The organism is Anaeromyxobacter sp. Red801 (assembly GCF_049201065.2).
Classification (GTDB): domain Bacteria; phylum Myxococcota; class Myxococcia; order Myxococcales; family Anaeromyxobacteraceae; genus Anaeromyxobacter.
Window position 1 is genome coordinate 4,808,793 of the sequence record NZ_CM181236.1, and the last position, 26,296, is coordinate 4,835,088.

Annotated in this window: 25 protein-coding genes; 12 read left to right on the forward strand and 13 right to left on the reverse strand. The window is 76.1% G+C overall.

Features of this window, described 5'->3' with window-relative positions; all coding sequences use genetic code 11:
* Positions 1 to 165 precede the first annotated feature (165 nt).
* The 3 genes from ACOQFB_RS22120 (at position 166) to ACOQFB_RS22130 (ending at position 2,783) form a co-directional block, all read left to right on the forward strand.
* Positions 166 to 1,575: a sigma-54-dependent transcriptional regulator gene (locus tag ACOQFB_RS22120; protein WP_421609538.1), complete on the forward strand. Its 1,410-nt coding sequence runs from the start codon at positions 166 to 168 to the stop codon at positions 1,573 to 1,575.
* On the forward strand, positions 1,572 to 2,093 hold the full coding sequence (locus ACOQFB_RS22125; protein WP_421609539.1) for a toxin-antitoxin system YwqK family antitoxin: 522 nt from the start codon (positions 1,572 to 1,574) through the stop codon (positions 2,091 to 2,093). The genes ACOQFB_RS22120 and ACOQFB_RS22125 overlap by 4 nt, the downstream gene beginning before the upstream one ends.
* Before the next feature lie 138 nt (positions 2,094 to 2,231).
* On the forward strand, positions 2,232 to 2,783 hold the full coding sequence (locus tag ACOQFB_RS22130; RefSeq protein ID WP_059437322.1) for a hypothetical protein: 552 nt from the start codon (positions 2,232 to 2,234) through the stop codon (positions 2,781 to 2,783).
* Positions 2,784 to 3,377: 594 nt separating this feature from the next.
* Here the strand turns inward: ACOQFB_RS22130 and ACOQFB_RS22135 are convergent.
* The 7 genes from ACOQFB_RS22135 to ACOQFB_RS22165 all read right to left on the reverse strand — a co-directional run bounded on the left by ACOQFB_RS22135 (position 3,378) and on the right by ACOQFB_RS22165 (position 9,716).
* Entirely contained in the window at positions 3,378 to 3,902 is a 525-nt protein-coding gene (locus ACOQFB_RS22135; protein ID WP_421609540.1) for a hypothetical protein, read from the reverse strand.
* 157 nt (positions 3,903 to 4,059) lie between these two features.
* The gene (locus ACOQFB_RS22140; protein ID WP_421609541.1) at positions 4,060 to 5,553 is read right to left on the reverse strand and encodes an MBL fold metallo-hydrolase; all 1,494 of its coding nucleotides are present in this window, start codon (positions 5,551 to 5,553) and stop codon (positions 4,060 to 4,062) included.
* A 34-nt stretch (positions 5,554 to 5,587) separates the two neighbouring features.
* A complete protein-coding gene (locus ACOQFB_RS22145) occupies positions 5,588 to 6,772 on the reverse strand; it encodes a M24 family metallopeptidase (RefSeq protein WP_059437319.1) in 1,185 nt (394 codons plus the stop codon).
* A 43-nt stretch (positions 6,773 to 6,815) separates the two neighbouring features.
* A complete protein-coding gene (pyk, locus tag ACOQFB_RS22150; protein ID WP_059437318.1) occupies positions 6,816 to 8,285 on the reverse strand; it encodes a pyruvate kinase in 1,470 nt (489 codons plus the stop codon).
* A 12-nt stretch (positions 8,286 to 8,297) separates the two neighbouring features.
* Positions 8,298 to 8,492 (reverse strand): hypothetical protein, encoded by a 195-nt coding sequence (locus ACOQFB_RS22155; RefSeq protein ID WP_494492370.1) that lies wholly within the window; start codon positions 8,490 to 8,492, stop codon positions 8,298 to 8,300.
* The gene (locus ACOQFB_RS22160) at positions 8,462 to 9,091 is read right to left on the reverse strand and encodes a hypothetical protein (RefSeq protein ID WP_494492371.1); all 630 of its coding nucleotides are present in this window, start codon (positions 9,089 to 9,091) and stop codon (positions 8,462 to 8,464) included. Before ACOQFB_RS22160 ends, ACOQFB_RS22155 begins: the two co-directional genes overlap by 31 nt.
* Complete coding sequence (locus ACOQFB_RS22165; protein ID WP_059437316.1) at positions 9,081 to 9,716, reverse strand: hypothetical protein; 636 nt, start codon at positions 9,714 to 9,716, stop codon at positions 9,081 to 9,083. Before ACOQFB_RS22165 ends, ACOQFB_RS22160 begins: the two co-directional genes overlap by 11 nt.
* 114 nt (positions 9,717 to 9,830) lie before the next feature.
* Here ACOQFB_RS22165 and ACOQFB_RS22170 point away from each other — a divergent pair, with 114 nt between their 5' ends.
* A complete protein-coding gene (locus ACOQFB_RS22170) occupies positions 9,831 to 10,454 on the forward strand; it encodes a DNA-3-methyladenine glycosylase (protein ID WP_059437315.1) in 624 nt (207 codons plus the stop codon).
* On the opposite strand, the gene ACOQFB_RS22175 is transcribed toward ACOQFB_RS22170, so the two are convergent.
* Positions 10,399 to 10,887, reverse strand: coding sequence for a hypothetical protein (locus ACOQFB_RS22175; RefSeq protein ID WP_421609542.1), 489 nt, complete (start codon positions 10,885 to 10,887; stop codon positions 10,399 to 10,401). The genes ACOQFB_RS22170 and ACOQFB_RS22175 overlap by 56 nt on opposite strands.
* A 28-nt stretch (positions 10,888 to 10,915) precedes the next feature.
* On the opposite strand from ACOQFB_RS22175, the gene ACOQFB_RS22180 reads away from it, so the two are divergent.
* Positions 10,916 to 11,932, forward strand: coding sequence for a radical SAM protein (locus ACOQFB_RS22180; RefSeq protein ID WP_421609543.1), 1,017 nt, complete (start codon positions 10,916 to 10,918; stop codon positions 11,930 to 11,932).
* Between the two features lie 3 nt (positions 11,933 to 11,935).
* Here ACOQFB_RS22180 and ACOQFB_RS22185 read toward each other — a convergent pair whose 3' ends face one another.
* Both ACOQFB_RS22185 and ACOQFB_RS22190 read right to left on the reverse strand, forming a co-directional pair.
* Positions 11,936 to 12,994, reverse strand: coding sequence for an inorganic phosphate transporter (locus tag ACOQFB_RS22185; protein WP_421609544.1), 1,059 nt, complete (start codon positions 12,992 to 12,994; stop codon positions 11,936 to 11,938).
* Positions 12,995 to 13,033: 39 nt separating this feature from the next.
* A complete protein-coding gene (locus ACOQFB_RS22190; RefSeq protein WP_421609545.1) occupies positions 13,034 to 13,669 on the reverse strand; it encodes a DUF47 domain-containing protein in 636 nt (211 codons plus the stop codon).
* Between the two features lie 295 nt (positions 13,670 to 13,964).
* Between ACOQFB_RS22190 and ACOQFB_RS22195 the strand changes: the two genes are divergently transcribed.
* The 5 genes from ACOQFB_RS22195 to ACOQFB_RS22215 are packed head-to-tail and all read left to right on the forward strand — an operon-like array spanning position 13,965 to position 21,017.
* The gene (locus ACOQFB_RS22195; RefSeq protein ID WP_494492372.1) at positions 13,965 to 15,806 is read left to right on the forward strand and encodes an ATP-binding protein; all 1,842 of its coding nucleotides are present in this window, start codon (positions 13,965 to 13,967) and stop codon (positions 15,804 to 15,806) included.
* 10 nt (positions 15,807 to 15,816) lie between these two features.
* Positions 15,817 to 16,554 (forward strand): sensor histidine kinase, encoded by a 738-nt coding sequence (locus ACOQFB_RS22200; RefSeq protein ID WP_421609546.1) that lies wholly within the window; start codon positions 15,817 to 15,819, stop codon positions 16,552 to 16,554.
* The gene (locus ACOQFB_RS22205) at positions 16,551 to 17,165 is read left to right on the forward strand and encodes a hypothetical protein (protein WP_421609547.1); all 615 of its coding nucleotides are present in this window, start codon (positions 16,551 to 16,553) and stop codon (positions 17,163 to 17,165) included. Before ACOQFB_RS22200 ends, ACOQFB_RS22205 begins: the two co-directional genes overlap by 4 nt.
* A 4-nt stretch (positions 17,166 to 17,169) precedes the next feature.
* Entirely contained in the window at positions 17,170 to 19,137 is a 1,968-nt protein-coding gene (locus ACOQFB_RS22210; protein WP_421609548.1) for a hypothetical protein, read from the forward strand.
* A complete protein-coding gene (locus ACOQFB_RS22215; RefSeq protein ID WP_082100347.1) occupies positions 19,101 to 21,017 on the forward strand; it encodes a hybrid sensor histidine kinase/response regulator in 1,917 nt (638 codons plus the stop codon). Before ACOQFB_RS22210 ends, ACOQFB_RS22215 begins: the two co-directional genes overlap by 37 nt.
* 205 nt (positions 21,018 to 21,222) lie before the next feature.
* On the opposite strand, the gene ACOQFB_RS22220 is transcribed toward ACOQFB_RS22215, so the two are convergent.
* The gene (locus ACOQFB_RS22220) at positions 21,223 to 21,627 is read right to left on the reverse strand and encodes an HPF/RaiA family ribosome-associated protein (RefSeq protein WP_421609549.1); all 405 of its coding nucleotides are present in this window, start codon (positions 21,625 to 21,627) and stop codon (positions 21,223 to 21,225) included.
* Between the two features lie 110 nt (positions 21,628 to 21,737).
* Here ACOQFB_RS22220 and ACOQFB_RS22225 point away from each other — a divergent pair, with 110 nt between their 5' ends.
* Positions 21,738 to 22,949 carry an alanyl-tRNA editing protein gene (locus ACOQFB_RS22225; RefSeq protein ID WP_421609550.1) on the forward strand — a complete coding sequence of 404 codons (1,212 nt, stop codon included), beginning with the start codon at positions 21,738 to 21,740 and terminating at the stop codon, positions 22,947 to 22,949.
* A 1-nt stretch (position 22,950) separates the two neighbouring features.
* Here the strand turns inward: ACOQFB_RS22225 and ACOQFB_RS22230 are convergent, their stop codons facing one another.
* Positions 22,951 to 23,265 (reverse strand): Smr/MutS family protein, encoded by a 315-nt coding sequence (locus ACOQFB_RS22230; protein WP_421609551.1) that lies wholly within the window; start codon positions 23,263 to 23,265, stop codon positions 22,951 to 22,953.
* 25 nt (positions 23,266 to 23,290) lie between these two features.
* Here ACOQFB_RS22230 and ACOQFB_RS22235 point away from each other — a divergent pair, with 25 nt between their 5' ends.
* Entirely contained in the window at positions 23,291 to 24,124 is an 834-nt protein-coding gene (locus ACOQFB_RS22235; RefSeq protein ID WP_421609552.1) for a phosphatase PAP2 family protein, read from the forward strand.
* 7 nt (positions 24,125 to 24,131) lie between these two features.
* Here ACOQFB_RS22235 and ACOQFB_RS22240 read toward each other — a convergent pair whose 3' ends face one another.
* The gene (locus ACOQFB_RS22240) at positions 24,132 to 26,162 is read right to left on the reverse strand and encodes a hybrid sensor histidine kinase/response regulator (protein WP_421609553.1); all 2,031 of its coding nucleotides are present in this window, start codon (positions 26,160 to 26,162) and stop codon (positions 24,132 to 24,134) included.
* Between the last annotated feature and the right edge of the window lie 134 nt (positions 26,163 to 26,296).

Below are 26,296 nucleotides of genomic sequence, written 5' to 3' on the forward strand. Positions count from 1 at the left end.
CGCACTCCGGATCCGTAACCACCGATCGAACCCTGACAAATGTGAAATGTCGCAGCATTCACGCGAAAAAACGAGCGGCCGGCGACCGCCCGCCCGCGCCGGCCCTGCGTCCGGGGGATGCGGCGCGGTCGCGCGGGCGGGGATCCGGATTAGACTGCCCCCGCGATGGCAAGGATCCTGGTGGCCGACGATCACGACGCGCTTCGGGAGGGCATGGTCATCACGCTCGCCCGCCTCGGGCACGACGTCCTGGCGGTGCGGGGCGGCGCCGAGGCGATCGCCGCCTACCGCAAGCGCGCCGCGGACGTGGTGGTCACCGATCTCCGCATGGTGCCGGTGGACGGCATCGAGGTCGTCCGGCGCATCCGCGCCGAGGACCCCGACGCCACCGTGGTGGTGATCTCCGCCCACGGCACCATCGCCACCGCGGTGGACGCGATGCGCGAGGGCGCCATCGACTTCCTCGAGAAGCCGTTCAGCACCGAGGTGCTGCGCGCCCGGGTGGAGAAGGCGGTGGAGATCGCCCGCGAGCGGCGCGGGGCGCAGACCGCGCGGGCCCGCGCCGAGGCGCTCGACCAGGACCGCGTGCGCGAGCGCGAGCCGCACGGGCTGGTGGGCAGCTCCGGGCCCATGCGCCGGGTGCACGACCAGATCCGCAAGGTGGCGCCCACCGACGCGACCGTGCTGGTGCTGGGCGAGTCCGGCACCGGCAAGGAGCTGGTGGCGCGCGCCATCCACGAGGCCAGCCTGCGGCGCGAGAAGCCGTTCGTGTCGATCTCCTGCGCGGCCATCCCGGAGGGCCTGCTCGAGTCCGAGCTGTTCGGCCACGAGCGCGGCGCGTTCACCGGCGCCATCCGCCGCAAGCTCGGGCGCTTCGAGCTGGCGCACGAGGGCACGCTGTTCCTCGACGAGGTGGGCGAGATCCCGCCGTCGGTGCAGGTGAAGCTCCTGCGCGTGCTGCAGGAGCGGTGCTTCGAGCGGGTCGGCGGCGAGGAGACGGTGGAGGCCGACGTCCGGGTGATCTCCGCCACGAACCGCGACCTCGCCCGCATGGTGGCGGAGGGGCGCTTCCGCGAGGACCTCTACTACCGGCTGAACGTGGTGCCCATCCAGCTCCCGCCGCTCCGCGAGCGGCCCGGGGACGTGGACGAGCTGGCGCACGCGTTCCTGGAGCGGCTGGCGCCGCGCATCGGCCGGCGCGTGACCTCGTTCGCGCCGGAGGCGCTCGAGCTGCTGCGCCGGCACCCGTGGCCGGGCAACGTGCGCGAGCTGGAGAACGTGGTGGAGCAGGCGCTGGTGTTCGCCGACGGCGCCGCGGTGCGGCCCGAGGACCTGCCCGAGGGGATCCGGCACGCGCCCCCCGCCGCCGGGCTGCCGGTGCCGAGCGGCGACCGGAGCCTCACCGACATCCTCGAGGACCTGGAGCAGCAGCTCATCCTCGCCGCGTACGAGAAGGCGAAGGGCGTGAAGGCGGAGACGGCGCGGCTGCTCGGCATCAAGCCGTCGGCGCTCTACTACAAGCTCGAGAAGTACGGGATCGTGAAGCAGGGCGAGCGCGGCGAGGAGGGCGGGTGACCGCCGGGCTCGCCGCGGCGCTCGCGGCCGCGCTCCTCGCCGGGGCCCCGCTCGACTGTCCCCCCGGCACCGAGCTGCGCGGGGCGGCGCCGCCGGAGGGCTTCGAGGCGTGGTGCGCCGGCAAGGACGCGTACGGCAACGATCGCCGCGAGGGGCCGGCGCGCACCTGGTACGACGACGGCGCGCCCTGGACCGAGGGCGCGTACCGCGACGGCGAGCGCGACGGCCCGTTCGTCGAGTACCACCGCAACGGGCGGCGCGCCCGCGAGGGCGCCTACGCGCACGGCGCGAAGCACGGGCGCTGGACCATCTGGTACGAGTCCGGCCAGGTGGAGGAGACCTCCGGCTGGCGCGCCGGGGCGCAGGACGGTCCGTTCGTGTCCTACTGGCCGGGCGGCGCCCGCAGGGCGGCGGGGCGGCACTGCGGCGGGGCGCAGTGCGGGCGCTGGACCAGCTACGACGAGGCCGGCCGCGAGCTGGGCGCGGTGGACTACGGCGAGCAGACGCACGCACCGTGACCGGGAGTGCCGGCAGGCTCGGTTTTCCGAGGGTCCCCGCCCGGAAATGCGTCCGTTCGGCGGCCGCGGGCGTCGCAAGGGCGCGAAAGCACGCGCGCCGGGCGCGGCACGCCGGTTGCTCCGCCTGACGGGCGCACCATGCTCGCGGAACTGACGCTCGTCATCACGCTCGGCACCGCCACGCCCGCCCTGGAGGCGCGCGTCGAGCTGGACGCGATCGCCACCCGCATCGAGCAGCTCAAGATGCGCCACCTGGCGGGCGAGGACGTCGGCCGCGAGCTCGGCCGCCTGCTGGTGCGCGCGCAGGAGCTGGCGGAGGAGATCGACCGGCAGGAGGGGCGCGCCGCGCTCCCGCCCGCCGCGGCGCCCGCCGGCGAGCTGCGCGAGCGCGCCGACGCGCTGCACGACGAGGCGGACCGGGTCGTCCTCGCCATCCGCTCCATCGACCTGCGCATCGGCGAGCTGCGCCGCGCGCTCACGCAGCCCTCGCACGGCCCCGCCCAGCAGCGCGCGGTGGTGGCCCGCGGCGCGTCGGTGTCGCGCGCGCCGGCGCAGGGCTCGACGTTCGCCGAGGACCACGCCCGGCTGCGCGCGCTCGAGGTCCAGCGCCTGCGCCTCGTGGATCACCTCGCCCGCGTCCGCACCGAGGCCGCCGCGCTCGAGGCCGAGGCGGCCGCGCAGGAGCGGTAGGGGCGAGGTCGCGCCTCGCGCGGCCATAGCGTCCGCTGGTGTCTTCGGATCCGCTCGCCCTTCGACAAGCTCAGGGCGAGCGGGCTTCGGGAAAGCGCAGGGTCAGGGCACTCATGCGCTCGTGGTGAGCCCGTCGAACCACGAGCGGGAGGGTTCCGCTCATCCCGAGCGCAGCGCGCACTCCAGTCCGCTCATCCCGAGCGTAGCGCGCACTTCAAACCGCTCATCCCGAGCGTAGCGCGCACTTCAACCGCTCATCCCGAGCGTAGCGCGCACCTCAGTCCGCTCATCCCGAGCGTAGCGCGCACTTCAGTCCGCTCATCCCGAGCGCAGCGCGCACTTCAGTCCGCTCATCCCGAGCGCAGCGCGCACTTCAGTCCGCTCATCCCGAGCGTAGCGCGCACTTCAAACCGCTCATCCCGAGCGTAGCGCGCACTTCAACCGCTCATCCCGAGCGTAGCGCGGCCGCAGGCCGCGCGGAGTCGAGGGAGCGGAGTCGAGGGAGCGGAGTCGAGGGAGCGGAGTCGAGGGAGCGGAGTCGAGGGAGCGGAGTCGAGGGAGCGGAGTCGAGGGAGCGGAGTCGACCGACCTGAGCTAGCTCGTCCGCCCCGCCAGCCGCCGCGCCGCCGCCTCGGACTCGAGGTAGGCGTCGAAGCCGGCGGACGGGACCGGGAGCGCGAGCCAGGTGGCGACGAGCACGCCGCCGCCGAGCTGGATCGACTGCTCCACGCCCGGGGTGAGCGAGATCTTGCCGCGGGCGCTCACCGCGCGCGAGGGTACCGACAGCTCGTAGTCGAGCGAGATGTCGCCGGTGGGATCGCGCTCCGCCTCGACGCGGAACGAGAGCCGGATCTCGCCGGGGTGGGCGGGATCGTGCAGCACCAGCTCGGCGGCCTTCCCGCGCGGCGCGATGAGGCGGGGGCGGGCCACCACCTCGCCCTGCGCGCCGGTCAGCTCGAGCGCCACCAGCTGCCCGGCGGCGCCGACCTCGCGCTCGGCCTTGAGCTGCTCGACCGCCTGGTGCGTGCGAACGGCTACCTCGGCCGAGGCCCCGCCGAAGAGGAAGGCGCCGGCGAGGAGGAGGGCCAGCCGGGCCAGCTTGTTCGCGCGATCAGGCATGGACGGCCCGTTGTGCAACGGATGTGCCCTCGACGGGGGACAGGGAATTCAACGCGTTGCCGGCTGTTGGTGTCGCAAGGGACACAGTCGATACCGGCTTTCCGCGGGCTTCCGCTCGGAAATCCGACGGTTGTCCCGTGGCCCGTCCCGCCGCCCGTCACCGCGCCCGCCAGACCCCGCCTGCCTCCTCCGCGCGGGATGCCCCCCGCAGCTTCTCCAGCACCGCCAGGCAGCTCCGCGCCGCGACCGGGTGGAGCGCCGCGGGCGTGTCCGCGTACGCGCGCGCGGTGAGCTCGGCGAGCGTCCCGCCGGCCGCGAGCGCCGCCACCACCAGCGCCTCCCGCTCGCGCCGGTGGGCGCGGTAGGCCGCGAGCTTCCCCACCGCGTCCGGCGCGGGCGGCCCGTGCGCCGGGTAGATGGTGCGCGGCCCGAGCGCCTCCACCCGGGCGAGCTGCCGCTCGTACTCGGCCATGTCGCCCTCCGGCGGGTCGATCACGATGGTCGAGAGCGTGCTCACGAGGTCGCCGCACACCAGCGCGCCGCTCCGCTCGTCGAGGAACGCGAGGTGCTCGCGCGCGTGGCCGGGCGTCTCCAGCACGCGGAAGCGCCCGCCGTCGCCGATCCGCTCGCCCTCGCGGAGCGGCTCGACCGGCGCGCCGGCGCGGTCCGCCGCGAGCGGGTGCGCCCGCACCGGCAGCCCGTGCCGCGCCGCGAGCGCCGCCACCGCACCGACGTGATCCGGGTGCGCGTGGGTGAGCCAGATCTCGCGCGGCGGGAGCCCCTCCGCGGCGAGCCCGTCGAGGAGCGCGAACAGCGCCGCCTGCTCGGCGGGCTCCGGCGCGCCCGGGTCCACCACCGCGAGGCCGCCCTCGGCCGGGAGCAGCCAGGCGTTGGTGTGCGTGGCGGGCGGCAGCGTGGGCGTGCGCAGCGCGGCGAGGAAGAAGCCCTGCTGGAACTCGATGCGGCGGCAGATGGGGCCGTCGCGGTGCGGCGGGTCGCGGAGCGCCGAGAGGTCGATGGTGCCGGGCCGGTCGAGCATGCGGAGCGCGTGCAGGTTGGGCGGGTGGAGCAGCATCTGGCCGCGGCCCCAGGCGCCGAGCGCGTCGGCGGCCGGGACCATGGCGCCGTCGGCGAGCTCGCCCGGCCACACCACCGGCGCCTCGCCGGGCGGGAGCGGCAGGAGGAACATCCGCGCGTCGTAGCGGAGCGGCAGGTGCTCGGGCGTCACCCAGCGGCCCGCCGGCGTGAACGCGGCCGCCTGGAGCGCGAGCCCGTTCGCGGCGAGGAAGTCGCCGAACGCGAGCGCCCCGTCGAGGAGCGCGCGGCGGGCGGCCTCGCGTACCGCGGCCGGCACCCGCTCGCGCCCGCGGGCGGCGAGCACGCCGGTCTCCTCGAACAGCTCGCGCGCGGCGCAGGCGACGAGGCGCGCGTCCTCGCCGGTGGCGCCCTCGACCGGCACGCGCGCGTCCTCCGGGTCGAGCCGCCCGCCCGGGAACGCGTGCCAGCCGCCCGCGAAGCGGAGGTCGCGCCCGCGCCGCACCAGGAACACCTCGCGCCCGCGCGGCCCGTCGCGGTGGAGCACCACCGCCGTCGCCAGCACCGGCTCGGGCGGCGGCGGCGGCGGGGGCAGGCCGGGGAACGTCATCGACATCGCGGGCCCTCCGGCCGCGCCGGGCGCGACGCGATCAGATCCGGACCAGCTCGCGCTGGATCTTGCCGAACACCTTGGGGCCGTCCGGGGCGAGGAACACGTCGATCTCGCAGCGGACGCCGAGCCCCTCGTCAGGCAGGTAGACGCCCGGCTCGATGGAGAAGGCCAGCCCGGGGATGAGCGTGCGCGTGTCGCGGGTCTCGAGGTCGTCGAGGTTGACGCCGTCGCCGTGCACGTTCGTGCCGATGGAGTGGCCGGTGCGGTGCACGAAGCGCTCGCCGTAGCCCTTCGACCAGATGAAGTCGCGCACCGCGCGATCGACCTCCCAGCCCTGCAGCGTGCGCCCGTCGCGGAACGCCTGCTCCACCGTGGCGAGGCCGACGTCGCGCGCCCCGGAGACGACGTCGAACACCTCCTGCACCTTGGCCGGCGGCTTCTCCCCGCAGTAGCCGACCCAGGTGATGTCCGCGTAGACGTCGCGCGGGCCCGTGCCGCGGGCCCACAGGTCGATGAGCACGAGGTCGCCGCGCTCGATGGGCGTGGGCGTGGCCTCGGAGGGCACGTAGTGCGGGTCGCCGGCGTGGCCGTTCACCGCCACGATGGGCGGGTGGTCGGTCTCGAGGCCGGCGGCGGCGAAGCGCTCCATCAGGAAGCGCTGCACCTCGGTCTCCAGGATCCGCTCGCCCTTGCGCTGCGCGGCGCCGATGCGCTGGAACGCCTCGTCCTTGGCCGCGTCGATGGCTGCGAGCGCGCGCCGGTGGCTCTCCACCTGCGCGTCGTCCCAGCGGCACAGGAAGCGCTGCACCAGCTCGGCCGAGCTCACCACCTCGACGCCGTAGCCGCGCACCAGCTCGAGCGTGCCGCCGTCCACCCGCGACAGGTACGGGATGGCGCCCTCCGGGCAGTACTCCATGGCGATGCGCGCCCGCGGCCCGAGCCCGCCGAGGAGCGCGCTCAGCTCGCCGCGGAGCGACTGCCAGGACGAGTAGCCGCGCCGCGCGCCGGGCACGTGGCGCGGGAACGAGCCCAGCTCGATCTGGTGCACGAGCGCCACCGGCTCGCCGGCGCGCGGCACGAGGTAGAACCAGCGCCGGGTGAGCATGTGGCCGGCGAGGTCGAGCGCGTTCACCGCGGTCGGGTTCTGGCCGTGGAAGTCGTAGAGCAGCCAGCCGTCGAGCTTCGACTCGGCCAGCGCGCGCTGCAGGGCGGGGATGTCCATGCGGTTCTCCTGCGAAGGGGCGCCCGGGGGGCCGGCCGCGCCGCTACACCGGCACGCGGTAGCGCTGGGCGGGCCCGCGGTCGGACGGGTGGGTGATCTCGTGGAGGCGGATCGAGTTCGTCTGGCCGGGCAGGCCGAGCGGCGAGCCGTGCACCAGCGCCACCCGGTCGCCCGGCTTCACCAGCCGCTCCTCGAGCAGCCGGTCGGAGACGATCTCCGCCATCAGGTCGGCGTTCTTCACCGGCTCCATCACCTTCGGCAGCACGCCCCAGTAGAGCGCCAGGCGCCGGCGGATGGACTGGTCGGGGGAGAACGCGACGATGGGCACGCGCGGGCGGAAGTGCGCGAGCAGCCGCGCCGTCTCGCCGCGCAGCGTGAAGCAGCAGATGGCCACCGCGCCGGCGGCCTCCGCCGCCTCGCACGCCGCGGCGGCGGTCACCAGGTTGAACGGGGCCGGGCGGGCCGGCGGCGGGATGCGCGCGTGGAGCGCGGCCGGCGTGCCCGCCTCGGCCTCGCGCACGATCCGGTCCATCATCTGCACCGCCGCGAGCGGGAAGCGGCCGCTGGCGGTCTCGCCGGACAGCATCACCGCGTCGGCGCCGTCCCAGATCCCGTTCGCCACGTCGGAGGCCTCGGCGCGGGTGGGGCGCGGGTGCTCGATCATCGAGTTCAGCATCTGCGTGGCGATGATCACCGGCTTGCCGGAGGCGTTCGCCTTCGAGCAGATCTCCTTCTGGAGCAGCGGGACGCGCTCCGGCAGGATCTCCACGCCCAGGTCGCCGCGGGCCACCATCACGCCGTCGGCCGCGGCGATGATGGCGTCGAGGTTGTCGATGGCCTCGGGCTTCTCGATCTTGGCGATGATCGGCACCACCCGGCCGGCGCGCTCCATCTCGTCGCGGCAGAGCGCGATGTCCTCGGGCGTGCGCACGAACGAGAGCGCCACGTAGTCCACGCCGTGCGAGATGCCGAACGCCACGTCGGCGCGGTCCTTCTCGGACAGCGCCTCGGCGCGCAGCGCCACGCCGGGCAGGTTGATGCCCTTGTGCTCGCCCAGCCAGCCGCCCTCCACCACCTCGGTGCGCACGCGCACGCCGTCGGTGGCGAGCACCCGGAACTCGAGCAGGCCGTCGTCCACCAGCAGGCGGTCGCCGGCGCGCACGTCCTCGGCGAGGTGCGGGTAGGTCGTGGAGACGAGGTGGGCGTCGCCGGGCAGCTCGCCCTCGGTGGTGATGACGAGCTCCTGCCCGGCCTCGACCTGCACGCCCGCCTTCCCGGCCTTCAGCGGGCCGGTGCGGATCTTCGGGCCCTGCAGGTCCTGCAGGACGGCCACCGCCTTGCCGAGGTGGCGGGAGGCGGCGCGGATCTTGTCGAGCATCCGCGCGTGGTCCTCGTGGCGGCCGTGGGAGAAGTTCAGGCGGGCGACGTCCACCCCCTGCTCGAGGAGCCTGGCGAGCACGTCCGGCTCGCCGGACGCGGGTCCGAGGGTGGCGACGATCTTGGCGCGGCGCATGGAAGGAGTCTTTTAACGCCAGGCCGCGAACTGCGTCCACGATCCCGCCTGCCGCGCGCAGGTGCCGCGCCGGTGCCACGACTGGACGTGCACCACGTTCCAGGGCTCGGCGCGGAGCCCGACGTACACCTGGGCCCTCCGCCCGGCGGCCAGCGTCACCACGGGTATGGACTGCGTCACGCGCAGCATGTCGGCGTCGTACACCATGCCGCACTTCGCCGGCTCGGACTCGGTCCAGTTCGGGAGCACCTCGAAGAAGGGGATGTCCTCGTGCCGACGAACGGCCCGAGCAGCGCGGGCACGCCGGGCATGCCGTTCGCGAGCGTGTAGGCGGACTCGCCGACGAGGAAGTCGTAGCTCCGCGCCGTCTCGCCGGTCGCGATCCGCAGCGCGGGGATGGTGAGCGGCTCGCGCTCGGGGCCGGTGCCGGCCGGGTCCACGTTCATCTCCACCGTCACGGTCAGCCCGGCCAGGCGCGGCGGGAAGGCCAGGTCGGGCACCGCCGCGGGATCGAACGTGAACGTGACCGCCTCGAGCGTGTGGGTGCCGTTCATGTCGTCCACCACCGCCTGGTCCACCCGCAGGGTGGTGGGCGAGGGGAGGCTGGCCGGGCCGGTCACCACGATGAACCCGGCGCCGGAGAGCGGGTCCACCAGCGAGGCGCCGTCCGGGCCCTCCGCGCGGATTCGGAACGGCGTGGTCTCGACGTCGCGGGTGGCGCAGCCGGCGAGCGCAGCCAGCGCGAGCGCCGCCGCGATGGCGGCCCGCCGCCGCCCGTGCCCGCCGTGCCGTCCGCTAGAGCGCATAGCCGACCCGCAGCCTCCACTGGCCCATGCCCGAGCGGTGCGGCCGGGCGAGGACGTAGCCCTCGGCGCCGACCACGAAGCGCCCGAGCACGCGCTCGACGCCGAGGCCGATCTCCTCCTCGCGCTGCCACGCGTCGGCGCCCTCGACCTTGCGGCTCATGGTGCGGACCCCCAGCCGCGCGTACGGGCTGAGCAGGTCGAAGGTGGCGCCGAGCAGGATCTCGCCGCGGACCGTGGTGAACGAGACCACCTCCGCCGGCTTGGAGATGAACACCTGGCCGCCGGTGACCTGGACCGTGAGGCGCAGGTCCTCCTCGGCGATGGGCGAGAAGCGCAGGCCGCCCTGCAGCTCGCGCTGGCCGCCGAACCCCTTCTCGTACAGCGGCATCGCGTCGATGCGCAGCACGAGGTCGAGCGCCGCGCCGAGGCCCACGCCCAGGCCGACGCCGCTCCGCAGCCAGCCCACGTCGCCGGACACCATGGCGCGGGCGCGCGGCAGCGGCCCGAGCGCGAGCGAGCGCATCGGCTCGTCGGGCTCGAAGTCGTCGTCCTTCGCCGCGGCCGGGGCCGCGAGCGCCGCGCACGGGAGCGCGAGCAGCAGCGCGATGAGGGGGAGCGGGCGCACGTTCGCCCGAAGGTTGGCACACTCGGTGGGGCGGGCGCAGCGGGCGCCCCCCCTCCCTGTGGGGTCCGGCTACCTGGCGCGGGACGCTCCCGCGAGGTAGCGTCCGCGCTCCGCATGAAGCTGCCGCAGGCGTTCTACGCGCGCGACACGCGCACCGTGGCGAGGGCGCTGCTGGGGAAGGTGCTCGTGCACCTCGACGGCGGGGTGCGTCGCGCCGCGCGCATCGTCGAGACCGAGGCGTACCACGGGCCCGAGGACCGGGCCTCGCACGCCCGCGCCGGCCCGACGCCGCGCGCCGCCATCATGTTCGGCCCGCCCGGCCGCGCGTACGTGTACCTGATCTACGGAACGTCCCACTGCATGAACGTGGTGACCGGGCCGGAGGGCTTCCCGTCGGCGGTGCTGATCCGCGCGGCCGAGCCGATCGAGGGATGCCTGCACTCCACCCGCGGGCCCGGGAACCTGTGCCGCGCGCTCGCCATCCGGCGCGAGCACGACAACGGCCGCGACCTGTGCGGCGACGATCTCTTCCTCGAGGACGCGCCGGCGCCGCCGGAGGCGGTGGTGACCGGGCCGCGCGTGAACGTGGGCTACGCCGGGCCGTGGGCCGCGCGGCCCTGGCGCTTCGCGCTGCGCGGCAGCGCGTGGGTGAGCCGGCCGGCGCCGGCCGGGGCCCGCGGCGCTAGGGCGCCCGCTCCGGCCCCGCGTCCGCGCCGCCCGCGCGGAAGCGGCCCTTGAGCAGCCGCCCGTCGCGCGCGTCCAGCACCACCCGCGCGAAGTCGCGCGGGCCCGCGACGTCCACGTGCCAGCGCGCGGCGGGCTCGTCGAGGTACGCGTGCTTCACCGTGTCCACCTGGAGCCTGCGCTCGCGCGCCACGCGGAACGCCGTCTCGATGGCCTGGTCGCGGCCCAGGTAGCCGGGGCGCGGCGCGGGCGGGGGCGCCGCCTGCGGCGGGGCTCCCGGCGGCGGCGGTCCTGCCGGCGGCTGCTGCGATCGCGGCGCGGGCCCCGGCTGCGACGGCGCGGGCGGCGCCGGCGCCGGCGGCGGAGGTGGCGAGGCCTCGGGCGGCGCCTCGCCCTCCGGCGCAGGGGGCGGAGCGTTCTCCGGCGGCTGGCTGTACGTGACGCACCCCGCGAGGAACAGGAGTGCGGCGGCGGCGAGTGCTCTCATCGGCGCGAACTTATGCTATCTGGCCGCCGTGCTCCACCTCGCCGGCCAGGACAGCCGCACGCTGGCGCGCCGGGCCGGCATCTCCCTCGAGGACGCGCGCCGGATCACCGGCGCGGTGATCGGGCGCGGCGCCCCGCTGCGCGACGCGCGGAACGTCCGCCGCTCGGTGCTCGACGAGGTGGACGCGCTCGCCACGCCGGGCGAGCTGCGCCTGCTCGAGGCGGTGGACGCGCGCGACGGCTTCCGCAAGTACCTGTTCGAGCTGCCGGACGGCCTGCGGGTCGAGACGGTCCGCATCCCGCTCTACGACACGCACCACGTGGTGTGCCTGTCCTCGCAGGCGGGCTGCGCGCTCGGCTGCGCGTTCTGCGCCACCGCGAAGCTCGGCCTCGATCGCTCGCTCCGCTCCTGGGAGATGGTGGCGCAGCTCCTCGCGGTGCGGGCCGACTCGCAGCGGCCCATCACCGGCGTGGTGTTCATGGGGCAGGGCGAGCCGTTCCTGAACTACGACGAGGTGCTCGCCGCCGCCTACGCGCTCTGCGATCCGGCCGGCGCGCGCATCGACGCCAGGCGCATCTCCATCTCCACCGCCGGCGTGGTCCCGATGATCCGCCGCTACACCGCCGAGGGGCACAAGTTCCGCCTGTGCATCTCGCTCAACGCCGCCATGCCCTGGAAGCGGCGCGCGCTCATGCCGGTGGAGCAGGGCTTCCCGCTCGACGAGCTGGTCGAGGCGATCCGCGAGCACGCCGCGCTGCGCGGCCGGGTGACGCTCGAGTACGTGATGATCTCGGGCGTGAACGTGGGCGAGGAGGACGCGGCGGCGCTGGGCCGGCTGCTCGCCGGGATCCCGGTGCGCCTCAACCCCATCGCCGTGAACGACGCCTCCGGCCGCTACCGCCCGCCCGACGAGGACGAGTGGAACGCGTTCCGCGACGCGCTCGCCCGCGAGCTGCCCGGCACGCCCATCGTCCGCCGCTACTCCGGCGGCCAGGACGAGCACGCCGCCTGCGGGATGCTGGCCTCGCGGCGGCGCGGCGACTGATCGTCAGCCGACGCCGAGCACGCCGACGATCGCCCGCGTCACGAGGAAGATGACGCCGGCGACGAGCGCCGCGGCCGGGATGGTGAACACCCAGGCCCAGATGATCCGGCCGGCCACGCCCCAGCGCACCGCGCGCGTGCCCTTGGTCGAGCCCACGCCCACGATGGCGCCGGTGATGGTGTGCGTCGTCGAGACCGGGATGCCGAGGTGGGCGAGCGCGAGGATGGTCACGCCGCCACCGGTCTCGGCGCAGAAGCCGCCGATGGGCTGCAGCTTGGTGAGGTTGTGGCCCATGGTGCGGACGATGCGCCAGCCGCCGAACATGGTGCCGAGGCCGATGGCGGCGTGGCACGAGAGCACCACCCAGAACGGCACCGGGAAGTGGCCCGGCGTCATGGCGGCGCGGTCCGCCCAGATCGTGCCGTAGAGGATGACGGAGATGATGCCCATCACCTTCTGCGCGTCGTTCGTGCCGTGGCTGTAGCTGAAGATCGCGGCCGAGACGAGCTGGAGGCGGCGGAACCAGCGGTCCACGCGCGCCGGCGTGTTCTTCCGCACCACCCACGCGGTCGCCACCATCATCAGCGAGCCGAGCACCATGCCGATGAGCGGCGAGAGCACGATGAACGCGGCGATCTTGAGGATGCCGGAGGGGATGAGGCCGGCGAACCCGAGCGGCGGCAGGCTCGCGCCGATCATGCCGCCGGCGAGCGCGTGCGACGAGGACGACGGCAGCCCCCACCACCAGGTCAGCAGGTTCCAGACGATCGCGCCCATGAGCGCGGCGAACACCACCATCAGAACGAGCGAGATGCCGCCCGCCTTGAGCTGCTCGAAGTGGACGATGCCCTTGCCCATGGTCGCGGCCACCTTCAGCTCCGCGCCCCACAGCACCGGCATGGCGGAGATGAAGTTGAAGAACGCCGCCCAGGCCACCGCCACGAGCGGCGAGAGCACCCGGGTCGAGACCACGGTCGCGATGGAGTTCGCGGCGTCGTGGAACCCGTTGATGAAGTCGAAGGCGAGCGCGACCAGGACGAGGAGGACGACGAGGATGAGCATGGCGGCGGACCGGGGCGCGGCGGGGAGGGGTGGGATCGTCTAGGCGTGCTCCAGCACCACGCCCTCGATCACGTTCGCCACGTCCTCGGCCCGGTCGGTCGCGGTCTCGATGAGATCGATGATCTCCTTCCACTTGATGACCGTGAGCGGGTCGTTCCCGCGCTTGAACAGCTTCGCCATGGTGGTCCGGGTGAGGTGATCGGCCTGGTTCTCCAGGACGTTCATCTCCTTGCAGGCCTCGAGGATGGTGTCCGGGTCCTTCTTCATGTTCCGGAGCCCCTTCACCGCCTCCTCCATCTTCAGCGCCTGGGCCACCAGCACGGCGGCGAGGTCGCGCGCCTCGGGGAGCACCTGGTCGATGTCGTAGAGGCCGAGGCGCTCCGCGGCCGCGTCGGCGAGGTCGAGCACGTCGTCGATGCGGGAGAGCAGCCGGTGGATCTCGGCCCGGTCGAACGGGGTGATGAACTGGGTATGCAGCCGGGCGAAGGCGCGGTGGGTGATGTCGTCGGCCTTGTGCTCGACGTCCTTGATCGCCTGGCACTTTCTCGGGACGTCGGTGAAGTCCTCGAGCAGCTGCTTCAGGAGCTTCGCCCCCTCCACCACGGTCGCCGCCTGCGCCTCGAAGTCGGAGAAGAAGTCGTCCGACTTCGGCATCAGCTTCTCGAGCATCGTCATCGAGGGTCTCCCTGGGAGGGCAAGCGCGCGCACCATACCGATTCCCGCGGGGCAGTCAAACGACTCTGAAAGCGCGGGATTCCACTGGGAGAGCGCGTCCATCTGGGGGTCGCGCGCCCGCCGCCGCCCGACTTTCCTTCGCTCCGTCCCAGGTTTGTGGGACATTCCGCCACCTGCGAGGCTTGTCCACCTTCCCAGGTGGCGGCCATATTCCCCCTCCTGTGAGGGACGGCCGGGCAACCGGCGTCCCCGCGGCGGAACTCGACGGCACTCTCGGGAAGGACCCGGGCACCGCATGCGGTTCGGCGCGAAGATCGGGCTCGTGCTCCTGGCGGTCGGGGTCCTCCCGGTCGCGCTGCTCGGGCTCGTCTCGTACACGGTGAGCCGCGACGAGCTGCAGCGCACCGTCGGCCGGATGCAGGTCCAGGCCGCCGAGGACCTGGCGCTGTTCACCGAGCGGTTCGTCGGGAACTCGGTGGAGAGCCTGCGCCTCGCGGTCTCGGCCATGCCGTTCGACGAGTTCTCGCGCGGCGAGCTGTCCGCGGTGCTCGACATCCCGTACCGCCAGCTCCCGTTCGTCTCGATCCTGGTGCTGGTGGACGACGCGAACACGCCGGTGGCCGGGCCGGTGTTCGAGCGGCGGCCGGAGCGCGACCCGGCGCTGGCCGGCCGCGAGCCGGTGGACGACCGCGACCTCGACCGCTTCGCCCGGCAGATCCCGCGCGCGCCCGCCAAGGCCGGCGCGACCACGATCTCGGCCCCGTACCGCGGCGAGCGCGGCCCGGCCCGCATCGCGGTGGCGCTGCGGATCGGCAAGGACCGGACGCTCGCGGCGGAGATCCTGCTCCGCGACGTGGAGCACCGCATCTCGGAGCTGTCCGCCGCCGGCGGGCTCGCCTACCTGGTGGACGGGAAGGGCGAGCTCATCGCCGGGGTGCAGGCCGGGCCGCTCACCGCCGAGGAGCGCCGGCTGTCCGAGGTGGGTTTCGGCAAGGGCCTGGCCTGGTCGCGGCTGGTCCGGCGGCAGGACGGCGAGCGCTGGCTGTCCGCGTTCGCGCCGCTCGGCTCGCTGGGCTGGGGCGCGGTGGTGGCGCAGCCGATGGCGGTCGCGTTCAGCGCGGCGGAGCGGCTGCGCTTCTACACGGTGGGCTGGTCCGGGGTGGCGCTCGTGCTGGCGCTGCTCGTCGGCGCGTTCCTGGCGCGGATGGTGACGCGGCCGGTGCAGCGGCTCTCGCGCGCCGCCGCGGCCATCGCGGCCGGCGACTACTCGGCCCCGGTGTCGGAGAAGGGCCGCGACGAGATCGCCGAGCTCGGCCGCGCCTTCGCCCGCATGACCGGGGAGCTGCGCCGGCGCGACGAGGAGATCCGCGGCTGGAACCGCGAGCTGCAGTCGCGCGTCGAGGAGCGCACCGCCGAGCTGAAGACCGCGCAGGACCAGATCCTCCGCACCCGCCGCCTGGCCGCGCTCGGCTCGCTCGGCGCCGGCCTGGCGCACGAGCTCAACAACCCCATGACCGCCATCGTGGGCTACCTCGCCATCCTGAAGCGCGAGCTGCCGGCGGGCAGCGCCCACGCCGAGATGATCGGGCGCGCCCAGGAGCAGACCGCGCGCGTGGCGCGGGTGGTGGAGGACCTGCGCAGCTTCGCCGACCAGGAGCGGTCGATGCAGGGCCGGCGCTTCTCGCTGGTGGGCCCGGTCCGCGCCGCGCTCGCGCTCTACGAGGACCGCCTGCGCGCCGCCGGCATCGAGCTCACCACCCGCTTCGACGAGCGGCTCCCCGACGCGCAGGGCGACCCGGTGCAGATCCAGCAGGTGGTGGCGCACCTGGTGGAGAACGCCATCAACGCCATGCCGCGCGGCGGCTCGCTGGAGGTCTCGCTCGGCAGGGTGGACGGCGAGGCGCTGCGGCTCCGGATCGCCGACACCGGCAAGGGCATCCCGGTCACCATCCGCGAGCGGATCTTCGACCCGTTCTTCACCACCAAGGAGCACCCGGGCCGCGTCGGCCTCGGGCTGTCGGTGTCGCACAGCATCGTGGAGGCCCACCACGGGCGGATCGTGGTGGAGAGCGAGGAGGGGGCGGGGGCGGCCATCACGGTGCTGCTCCCGGCGGCCACGGCCGCGCACCTCGCCTGACGGAGCGCGCATGAAGAGGAAGCACGAAGACCCGCCCGGACTGGCGCTGCTCGACGCCGAGCTGCTCGCGCCCGCGCTGCTCCACGAGCTGCGGCAGCCGCTCATGGGCGCCGACGCGGCCGCCACGCTGCTCGAGCGCGCCGCCGGCCCGGGGCTGGCGCAGCAGGAGGCGTGGCGGATCCTGCGCAGCCAGCTGGCGCGCATGGGCGAGGTCGTGAACGGCTACGACGAGCTGTTCCGCGCCGGGGACGGCGAGCCGGTGCGCTTCGCGGTGACGCCGGTGGTGGCGCGCGCGGTGGACCTGCTCGCGCTCCGCGTCCGCCCGCTCGGGCCCCGGTTCGCGTTCACCCCCGCGGCGCACCTGCCCGACGGCTTCGGGGCGCCGGGCGCGCTGGTGCACGCGGCGACGAACCTCATCGCCAACGCGCTCGATGCGGTGGATGGTGTCGCCGCGGGGCGGGTGGAGGTGCGGGTGCTCGAGGCGGCCGGCGACGGGATCGAGGTGCGCGTGTCCGACGCGGGCACGGGCATCCCGGCCGAGATCCGCGCGCACGTCTTCGAGCCGCGCTTCACCACCAAGCCGCCCGGGCACGGCACCGGCCTCGGGCTCCACATCTCGCGCCGGCTGATGAGCCGCTTCGGCGGCGAGGTGACGCTGGTGGACGCCGACGATCCGGCCCGGCTCGCCTGGGCGGTGACCGAGTTCTGCATCTCCATCCCGGCCGCGCCGGCGGAGGCGAGGCCGTGATCCGCGCCGCGCGCCTCGCCGCCTGGGTGGCGCTCGCCGCCGGGGTGGCCGCCGCCATCGCGGGCGCGTTCCTGTCCGCGCGCCGGCACCCGCCGGCGCCGCCGCCGGCGGCCGAGGTCGCCGCGCCGGCGGTGACCCCGGCCGTCCTCACCGTCTCCGCGCCCGCCACGCCGACCGCGTCCGCGCCGGCCGCCGCCGCGCGCCGTCCGCCGCTCCCGGCCCCGGCCCCGGCCGCCCGCGCCGCTGCCCCTGCGCCCGCCGCCGCGCCCGGGCCGGCCGCTCCTCCCGCCGCGGTCTCCGCACCGTCCGCCGCCGCGGTCCCTGCCTCCGCGCCCGCGGCACCCGGGGCCGCCGCGCCGAAGGCGGCGCCCGCGGCCGCCACCGCCGAGGCGTTCCGGGCCAGGGCGCGCCCGTCCGCCGAGGTGGCGCCCGGCGTCCTCGCCCGCGCCGCCGCGCGCCGCGCCCAGGAGCGGCCCGAGCCGGCCCCTGCGCCCGAGTGCCAGCCCGGCGCCGGCCCCGCGCCCGCCGGCCGCTGCCCGCCCGCCAAGGCCGGGGCCGGCACCATCGAGTCCCTCGAGATGGACTGGAATGCATCGCCGACGCCGCCCTAGCCCGATGCGCGCCCTCGCGGTGCTGGCCGTGCTGGCGGCGCTCGCGCCGGCCGGCGGCGCCGCGCTCGACGAGCCGCCGCCCGGCTCGGGCGGCGCGCTGCGCATCGTCGCCGAGCCGCCGCGCCTGCTGCTCGGGCGCGACGGCGCCGCCGAGCTGCGCATCCACGCGCCCGCCGAGGTGGAGGAGCTCTCCATCTCCACCAACGCCGGCCGCGTCGAGGGGCTGCGGCGCCTCGCCGGCGGCGGCTTCGCCGCGCGCTACCGCCCGCCCGCCGAGCGCTACCCGCAGGTCGCGATCGTCGCCGCCACCGGCCGGACCGCGCGCGGGCCGGTGGACGGGTGGGTGGCGCTGCCGCTCTCCGGCCAGGGCGACGCGCGGGTGCGCTCGCAGCCCGGCGAGGAGATCGTGCTGCGCATCGGCGACCGGACCTTCGGGCCCCGGCGCGCCGGGCCGGACGGCCTGGCGGTCATCCCGGTGGTGGTCCCGCCCGGCGTGCGCGAGGCGCACCACGGCTTCCGCCCGGTGGACCTGCACGTCCCGGAGACCTCGCTCGTGCACGCGGTGGCGGACCACGCCGCGGTGCACGCCGACCAGCCCGAGCACGTGCGCGTGCTCGCGTACGTGGTCGCGCCCCACGGGGCGGCGCGCCGCGGCGACGTGCCGGCGTTCGAGGCCTCGCGCGGCAGCGTGAGCGCGGTGGCGCGCGAGCCCGGCGCGTTCGAGGCGATCTGGACGCTGCCGCCGGGCGCGGTGGGCGAGGACCGCCTGGTGGTGCGCCTGCCCGGCTCGCCCGCCTCGCGCGCGGTGATCCGGCTCGACGCCATCGCCGGGCCGCCCGCCACGGTGGCGGTGGCGTTCGACCGCGAGGCGGTGGTGGCGGGCTCGGTCGAGGAGGTGGGCGTCACCGCCCGCGTGCTCGACGCCGCCGGCAACGCGGTGGACGCGCCGGTGGAGCTGGCGGCCGAGGGCGGCACGCTCTCCGCGCCGGCGCCGGCCGGCGTGGGCGCGGTCGCGGCGCGGCTGCGGGTCCGGCCCGGCTTCGGCGGACGCGGCGAGGTGGTCATCACCGCGCGCGCCCCGGCGGCCGGGATCTCCGGGTCGCGCGCGCTGCCGCTGCAGCCCGGCCCGCCCGCCCAGGCGCGCTTCTCGCCCCAGGACGCGGTGCTGCTCGCCGACGGCAGCCACGACGCGGCGCTCCGGGTCACGGTGCTCGATCGCTTCGACAACCCGGTGCGCGCGGCGCCGGCCGTCTCGGCGCGGCGCGGGTCGATCCTGGGCGTGGAGCCGGACGGCGACGGGAGCTGGCGCGTGCGCTACCGCGCGCCGTCCGTCCCGGCGCGGACCGGCGAGACCGTGCTGGCCCAGGTGGGCCAGGCGCGGGCCACCGCGGAGCTCCTGCTGGTCCCGCCCCACGGGCCGGCGCTCCTCCCCACCGCGGGCGTCCTTTGGGACCTGCGCGGGCGCTTCACCGCCATGAGCGCGGGGCTCGCGACGGAGCTGCCGGTCCGGGGCCTGTTGCCCCCCACGTACGTCCTCGCCTGGCGCCTGGAGGCCGGCGCGCTCGGCTACGGCGAGCACCGCGACCTCGCCGTCCCCGGCGGCCGGGGCGACCCGCTGCTGGTGCGGACGGACGCGCCGGCGCGGGGGCTGACGCTCCTCGGCGGCGCCACCGTGCGGCGCGAGCTGCGCCGCGGGCCGGAGCTGTGGGGGAGCCTGGCGGCGGGCGCGCTCTTCGGCCGCGTCGATCCCGATGGTGCCCCCGCCGACTCGGGCACCGCCCCTGCGCTCCGCGCCACCCTGGGCGTGGGCTGGCCGTTCCGCTTCGCGACCCCATTCTTGGAGGCGTCGCTGCTGGCCGCCGGGCGCTCGCCGCTCGGCGCGCTCGCGGCGGCGGGCCTCTCGGCCGGGGTCCGCTTCGATCTCCCGGAGGCAACATGGCGACGATCCTCATCGTCGACGACGAGCCCGTGATCCTCGACGTGTTCCGGCGGTTCCTGGAGGGCGAGGGGCGCACCCTGCTCCTCGCCGGCTCGGCGCGCGAGGCGCTGGCGCGCGCGGCGGAGCCCGGCGACATCGACGTGGCGCTGGTGGACAAGAACCTGGGCGACGGCTCCGGCCTGGACGTGGCCCGGCAGCTCAAGGCGGCCAAGCCCGACGTCGAGGTGATCCTGGTCACCGGCTACGCCTCCCTCGACTCCGCCATCCAGGCGGTGCAGATCGGCGCGTTCGACTACGTGACCAAGCCCGTCTCCGACTACGACGCGCTCAACCTCAAGGTCGAGAACGCGGTCGAGAAGGTGCGGATGAAGCGCTCGCAGCGCGAGCTGGTGGCGCGCCTGGTGGAGAGCGAGGCCTTGCACCGCGGCGTGTTCGAGACCTCCTCCGACGCCATCCTGCTGGTGGACGCGGAGTCGGGCCGGCTGGAGGACGCGAACCCGGCCGCCGAGCGGCTCTACGGCCGCGAGCGCGACGCGCTCCGGGACCTGCGCTTCTCGGACCTGCTCGAGGAGGGCGGGGGCGAGGGCGGCCCGGCCGCGGGCATCCACGCCGCCCCGGGGCGGCACCGGCGCGCCGACGGGACCGCGTTCCCGGTGGAGGTGACGGTGGACGCCCTGCGCCTGCACGACCGCGGGCTGCGCGTGGTGTCGGTGCGCGACATGTCGGAGCGCGAGCGGGCCGAGGCGGAGCGCCGCGAGCTCGAGCAGAACCTGCGCCAGGCGCAGAAGATGGAGGCGGTGGGCCGGCTCGCCGGCGGCGTCGCCCACGACTTCTCCAACGTGCTCGCGGTGGTGCTCGGCTACTCCGAGCTGCTGGTCCGCGACCTCCCCGCCACCGACCCGCGCCTGCGCGAGTGCGCCGACGGGATCATCGAGGCGGCGCACCGCGCCGTGGGCGTGACCCGGCAGCTCCTCACGCTCTCCCGCAAGAAGCTGCTCCGGCCCGAGGTGCTCTCGCTCAACAAGGTGGTGCAGGACCTGGGCAAGCTCCTCGGCCGCGCCATCGGCGAGCGGATCGAGGTCACCACCACGCTGCAGGAGCACCCGTGGCCGGTGCTCGCCGACGCCGACCAGCTCGCGCAGGTGCTGCTCAACCTGGCGGTGAACGCGCGCGACGCCATGCCCGACGGCGGGCCGCTCCACATCGCCACCGCGAACGTGGAGGTCCCGCAGGCGCTGCGCGAGCTGTCGCTGCCGGCCGGCCGCTACGTGACGCTCACCGTCCGCGACGCCGGCGTGGGCATGACCGAGGAGGTGCGGGCGCGCATCTTCGAGCCGTTCTTCACCACCAAGGAGACCGGCACCGGGCTCGGGCTCGCCACGGTCTACGGCATCGTGCGGCAGGCCGGCGGCGCCATCCGGGTGGAGTCGCGCCCGGGCGCGGGCACGTCCTTCACCGTGTACCTGCCGGCCGCCGACGAGGCCGCGGCGCGGGTGGCGGTCGCCGTGCCCATGGCGGCGCCGCGCGGGCTGGGCGAGACGGTGGTGCTGGCCGAGGACGAGGACGCGCTCCGGACCCTGCTCGGGCGCGTGCTCTCCGGCAGCGGCTACCAGGTCATCTCCGGGCGGAACGGCGCCGAGGCGCTGGAGGCGGCGCGCGCGCGCGGCGGCCGGGTGGACGTGCTGCTCACCGACCTCGTCATGCCGCGCATGACCGGCGCCGAGCTGGCCGAGGCGCTCTCGCCGGGGCAGCCGGGGATGAAGGTGCTGTTCATGACCGGCCACACCGACGACGTGCTGGTGCAGGACCGGCTGGTGGACGGCGACGTGGAGCTCATCCAGAAGCCGTTCACCAGCGAGGCCTTGCTCGCGCACCTGCGCCGGCTGCTCGGCCCGCCGCGCGTGGCGGCCTGATCCCTTCGGCTCCGGCCGCTCATCCCGACCCTTCGACTCCGTCCGCTCATCCCGACCCTGCGACTCCGTCCGCTCATCCCGACCCTGCGACTCCGTCCGCTCATCCCGACCCTTCGGCTCCGGCGAGCCTCCGGCTCGCCTACGCTCAGGGTGAGCGCTACATCCCGCTCATCCGGCGCGGAGTCGAGGGACGCGGACCGAGGGACTACAACCCCGCCGGCTCCCCGTCCGGCGTGACGCCGCGGCGGCTCGCGCGCAGGCGGTAGCTGCGGCCCAGGGGCCGGTGCATCGGGTGGCCGCTCCGCGAGCGCATCTTCTCCAGCTCGCGCTTCACCAGGCGCTTCAGCCGCTCCGCGGCGTCGAGCAGGGCGGTGTGCAGGTCGTCCTGCACGCTCTCGACGTGCAGCGTCCGCGACCCGGGCATCCGGAAGGAGAGCCGGCACTCCTGATCCACGCCGCCCCTCCGGCGCCGCGCGTCGCCGAGGTGGACGGACAGCTCCGCCGCGGAGTCGTCCTGGAGCCGGGCGAGCGGGCGGGTCACGTGCTTGCGGAGGAACGCGCCCAGGTCGGGCGGGAGGGTGAGGTGATGGGCGTGGATGACGAGCTTCATGTCCTTCACGATGGGGCGCGCCGCGCGGGAGGGCACGCCGCCCGGCGGGCCGCGGGGATATGCTCGCCCGCCCCGGCGGCCGGCGCGCCGGCGGGGCACCGGGAGCGACCATGACCGAGCGGCTCTACCTCGACGATCCGGACCGGCTCACCTTCGAGGCGCGCGTGGTGGGCGTGCGCACGCTGGCCGGGCGCCCCGCCGTCGTGCTCGACCGGACCGCGTTCTACCCGGAGGGCGGCGGCCAGCCCGCCGACCGCGGGCGGCTGGGCGGCGCCGCGGTGGTGGACGTGCAGGAGGTGGACGGCGAGCTCCTGCACGCGCTCGAGGGCGCGCCGCCGGAGGCGGGCGCCCCGGTGCCGGGCGAGGTGGACGCGGTCCGCCGGCGCGACCACCTCCAGCAGCACCACGGCCAGCACCTGCTCTCGGCCGCGTTCGAGGCCACCGCCGGCGCGCACACCGTCTCGTTCCACCTGGGCGCCGAGACCTGCAGCATCGACCTCGACGCGCCGGCCGCCAGCCTGGGCGAGGAGCGGCTGCGCGCCGCCGAGGCGCGGGCCAACGACCTCGTGTTCCGCGACCTGCCGGTGACCGCGCGCGACTTCGAGCCCGCGGAGCTGGCCGCGCTGCCGCTGCGCAAGGCGCCGGAGAAGGGCGCGCGCATCGTGGTCGTCGGCGACCTCGCCCGCGGCGAGGTGGTGGACGCGTCGCCCTGCGGCGGCACGCACCCGCGCCGCACCGGCGCGGTGGGCGCCGTGGCCGTGCTCGGGGCGCAGAGGTGGGGCGCGGGCACCCGCGTCGAGTTCGTGTGCGGCGCGCGGGCGGTGCGGGCGCTCGCCGAGGCGCGCGGGCGGCTCGCCGCCGCGGCCGCGGCGCTCCGCTGCGCGCCGGCGGAGGTGCCGGCCGCGACCGCGCGGCTCGCCGCCGAGTCGGCGCAGCGCCGCAAGGACCTCGACCGGCTCGCCGCCGCGCTCGCCGAGGGCGAGGCGGACCGGCTCGCGGCGGCGCAGCCCGCCGGCGCGGTGCGCGCGGTGCTGGCGCCGCCCGCGCCGGGCGCGGCCGGCTACCTGCGCGCGGTGGCCTCCGGGCTGGCCGCGCGCGGCCGGGTGGCGTTCCTCGGCGCGGTGGAGGAGGGGCGCGCGTCCCTCGCGTTCGCGCGCCCGCGCGGCGCCGGGCCGGGCCTGCCCGACATGGGCGCGCGGGTCCGCGAGGCCGCGGCGCGGCTCGGCGGCAAGGGCGGCGGCGCGCCGGACCTGGCGCAGGGCAGCGGCCCCGACGCGGCGGCGCTGGAGGAGGCGCTCGCCGCCGCGGCCCGGGGCGCGTGACTCAAGGCGCGTGCAGCGTCACCAGCGTCGCGCCCCAGCCGCCCGCGTCCTCGCCGGCGGCGCGGAACGCCTTCACCCGCGGGTCGCGCGCCAGCAAGGCCTCCACCGCGCGCCGCAGCGCCCCGATGCCCTTGCCGTGCACGATGCGCAGCTCCGTCAGCCCCGCCTCGCGGCAGGCCCCGATCCACTCCGGCACGAGCGTCCCCACCTCGCCGGGCGCGAACGCGTGCAGGTCGAGCGTGCCGTCGATGGGGAGCGGCACCGGCTCCGGGAACGGATCGTCGCGGCCGGACGGGGGATCGGGCGCTCGCGCCATGGCGGACGGATGATACTGTCCGGCGATGCGCCGCGCCTCCCCGCCCGCCGTCGCCGCCCTGCTGGCCGCCGCGCTCCTCGCGGCCCCGGCCCGCGCCGCCGGCCCCCACCCGCTGCGCGGCGACGACCGCACCGACCTCGCGGTGACCGGCGCGGCCGCCGGCGTCTGGCTGCTCGGCGAGGTGCTGAAGCCGGAGCTGGCGCCCTCGGCGTGCCGCTTCTGCAAGGCGAACGCGCTCGACGTCTGGGCGCGCGACCGGCTGGTGCTCTCCGACGCCACGCTCGCCGCGCGCGGCTCGGACGTGATCGCCTTCGCGCTCATGCCGGCGGCGGTCACCGCCCACCAGCTCCTCGCCGCGCGGGGCGCCGGCGACGGCGGGGAGGGCTGGCGCGACCTGCTCTACGTGGCCGAGGCCGCCTCGCTCTCGATGGCGGTGAACCAGGTGGTGAAGCTGGCGGTGGGGCGCCAGCGCCCGTTCGTGCGGTACGGGAACTGGGCCTCGGGGAGCCGCGAGGGCGACCCCGACGACAACCTGTCCTTCTACTCGGGCCACTCGGCGCTGGCGTTCTCGATCGCCTCCGCCGCCGGCACCGTCTCCACGCTGCGCGGCTACTCCAGCGCGCCGTGGGTCTGGGCCGTCGGGATGACGCTCGCCACCGGCGTCGGCTACCTGCGCATGGCCGGCGACAAGCACTGGCTGACCGACGTGCTGGTCGGCGCCGCGGTGGGCGGCGGGGTGGGCGCGGCGGTGCCGCTGCTCCTGCACGGCCGGGAGGATCGCCCGGCGCCGGGCGGCGGCGCGTCGCCCGCGGGCGCGCGGGTGGTGCCGCTGCCGATGGGCCTGATGGTGGTGTGGTGAGGCGCGGCTAGCTGCGCGGGGATCCCGCGGTCACGAGCCGCCGCGCCAGCAGCGCCCGGATCGTCTCGAGCTCGAACGGCTTCTCCACGCACTCCACCGGCTCCTGCTCGAGGAAGGTTCGGGCGGCGGGCGTGAAGGCGCCGCCGGTGAGGAACACGACGCGGCCGGCCAGCTCCGGCGCGCGCTCGCGCAGCGACCGGTACAGCTCCATCCCGGTCATCTCCGGCATGAGCAGGTCCGAGAGGATGAGGTCGAACCGCTCCCCCGCCGCCACCCGCGCCAGCGCGGCGCGCGCGCTCGAGGCGACCGTCACCTCGTGCTCGCCCTGCAGCGTCCGCTGGATGACCGTCCCCACCAGCGGCTCGTCGTCCACCACCAGGATCCGCCCGCGCGCCCGCGCCGCCGGCGCGGCCCCCCGTCCCGGCGCGCCGGCCCCGTCCGGACCCGACGCCGGCAGGACGACGCGGAAGGCGGTGCCGTGGCCGAGCGCGCTCTCCACCTGGATCTCGCCGCCCATCGCCGAGACGATGCTCTGGCAGATCGAGAGCCCGAGCCCGGTGCCCACGCCCGGCGGCTTGGTGGTGAAGAACGGGTCGAAGATGCGGGGCAGGTGCTCCGGCGCGATGCCCGAGCCGGTGTCGGCCACCTCCACCGCCACCCGCTCGCCGGCCAGCGCGCGGGCAGAGACCCGGATCTGGTGCTCGTCGGCGTGGCCCTCAGGGATGGCCTGCGCGGCGTTCACGAGCAGGTTGAGGAACACCTGGCCGAGCCGCGCCTCGCAGCCCTGGACCGGCGGGACGTCGGCCAGCTCGCGGACCAGCCGGGCGCGGTGCCGGATCTCGTTCCAGGCCACGCTCACGCAGGAGTCGAGCAGCGGCGCGAGCGACACCGGGCCGGCGCGCTCCTCGTCCGGCCGCGAGAACGTCTTCAGGTCGCGGACGATGACCCGCATCCGCTCCGCGCCGTCGCGCGCGTCGTGGACGGCGTCGAGCAGCGCGTTCGCGAGGTCCGGCTCGCGCCCGCATCCGCTCCGCGCCGCGGCGAGGCGCGGGGCGAGCAGCGTGAGCTGCTCGTCCACGTAGGACAGGTTCGCGACCACGTAGGCGAGCGGGTTGTTCAGCTCGTGCGCCACGCCGGCGGCGAGCGTGCCCACCGACACCATCCGGTCGGCGAGCGCGAGGCGCGCGTGGAGCTGCTTGCGCTCGCTCACGTCGCGCAGCGCGACGAGGTGCCGGCCCGGCCGGATGTCCGGGATGCCGGTGAACTCGACCGAGCGCCGGAGCCCGCCGGCGTGCACCACCTCGGCCGCGCCGCTCACCCGCTCGCCCCGGAGCACGTCCGCGAGCGCCGGGGTGCCCGGGCGCGGCGGCTCCGCGGCGAGCTCCGCCAGGCTCCGCCCGACGACGCCGGCCCGCCCGCAGCCGAGCAAGGTCATCGCGGCCGCGTTCGCGTCGCGGATCAGCCCCGACGCGTCCACGCACAGCATCGCGTCGAGCGCGGCGTCGAACACCGCCCGCATCTGGCGCTCGCGCTCGAGCACCTCGGCCTCGGCGAGCTCGCGCGCCAGGGCCGCCGCGAGCACGCCGGCGCTCGCCTCGAGGAACCGCAGCTCGTCCGCGTGGAAGATCCGCGGGTGCCGTACGTAGGCGCCGATGACGCCCAGCGGGTGCTCGCGCCCGGGCAGCGCCACCTCCGCCGAGGCCTCGAGGCCGCCGAGATCCAGCAGCGGCCGCCCGCTGCCCGGGCCGCCGGTGACGCGCGCGCCCGCGCCGGGCAGCAGCGCGCCGCCCACCCGCGCGCCCGCGGCGTCGGGCGGCAGCCCCACCGCGGCGCGCACCACCAGCGCGCCGGCCGCCTCGTCCGGCCCCAGGAACGCCGCCGCGTCCGCGCCCAGCGCGTCCCGCGCGATGGCGCAGGCGGCCTGGAGCAACGGCCCGGTCCCCTCGGTGTTCATGGCGAGCTCGGCGAGCGCGGCGACCGCCGCGTCGAGCGGCGCGCGCCCGCGGGACTCGCCCGCGTCCGCGGGGGCGGCACCCATGCCCCGGATCAGCTCGCGAACCTCGCCTCGGCCACTCATCTCGGCAACCTCGCGGGGACGGCTCCCCCGGGTGGCCATATACCCCGAACCCGCGGAACCCGTAAGGGTCCCGGAGTACGGCCGGGTGCGATGCG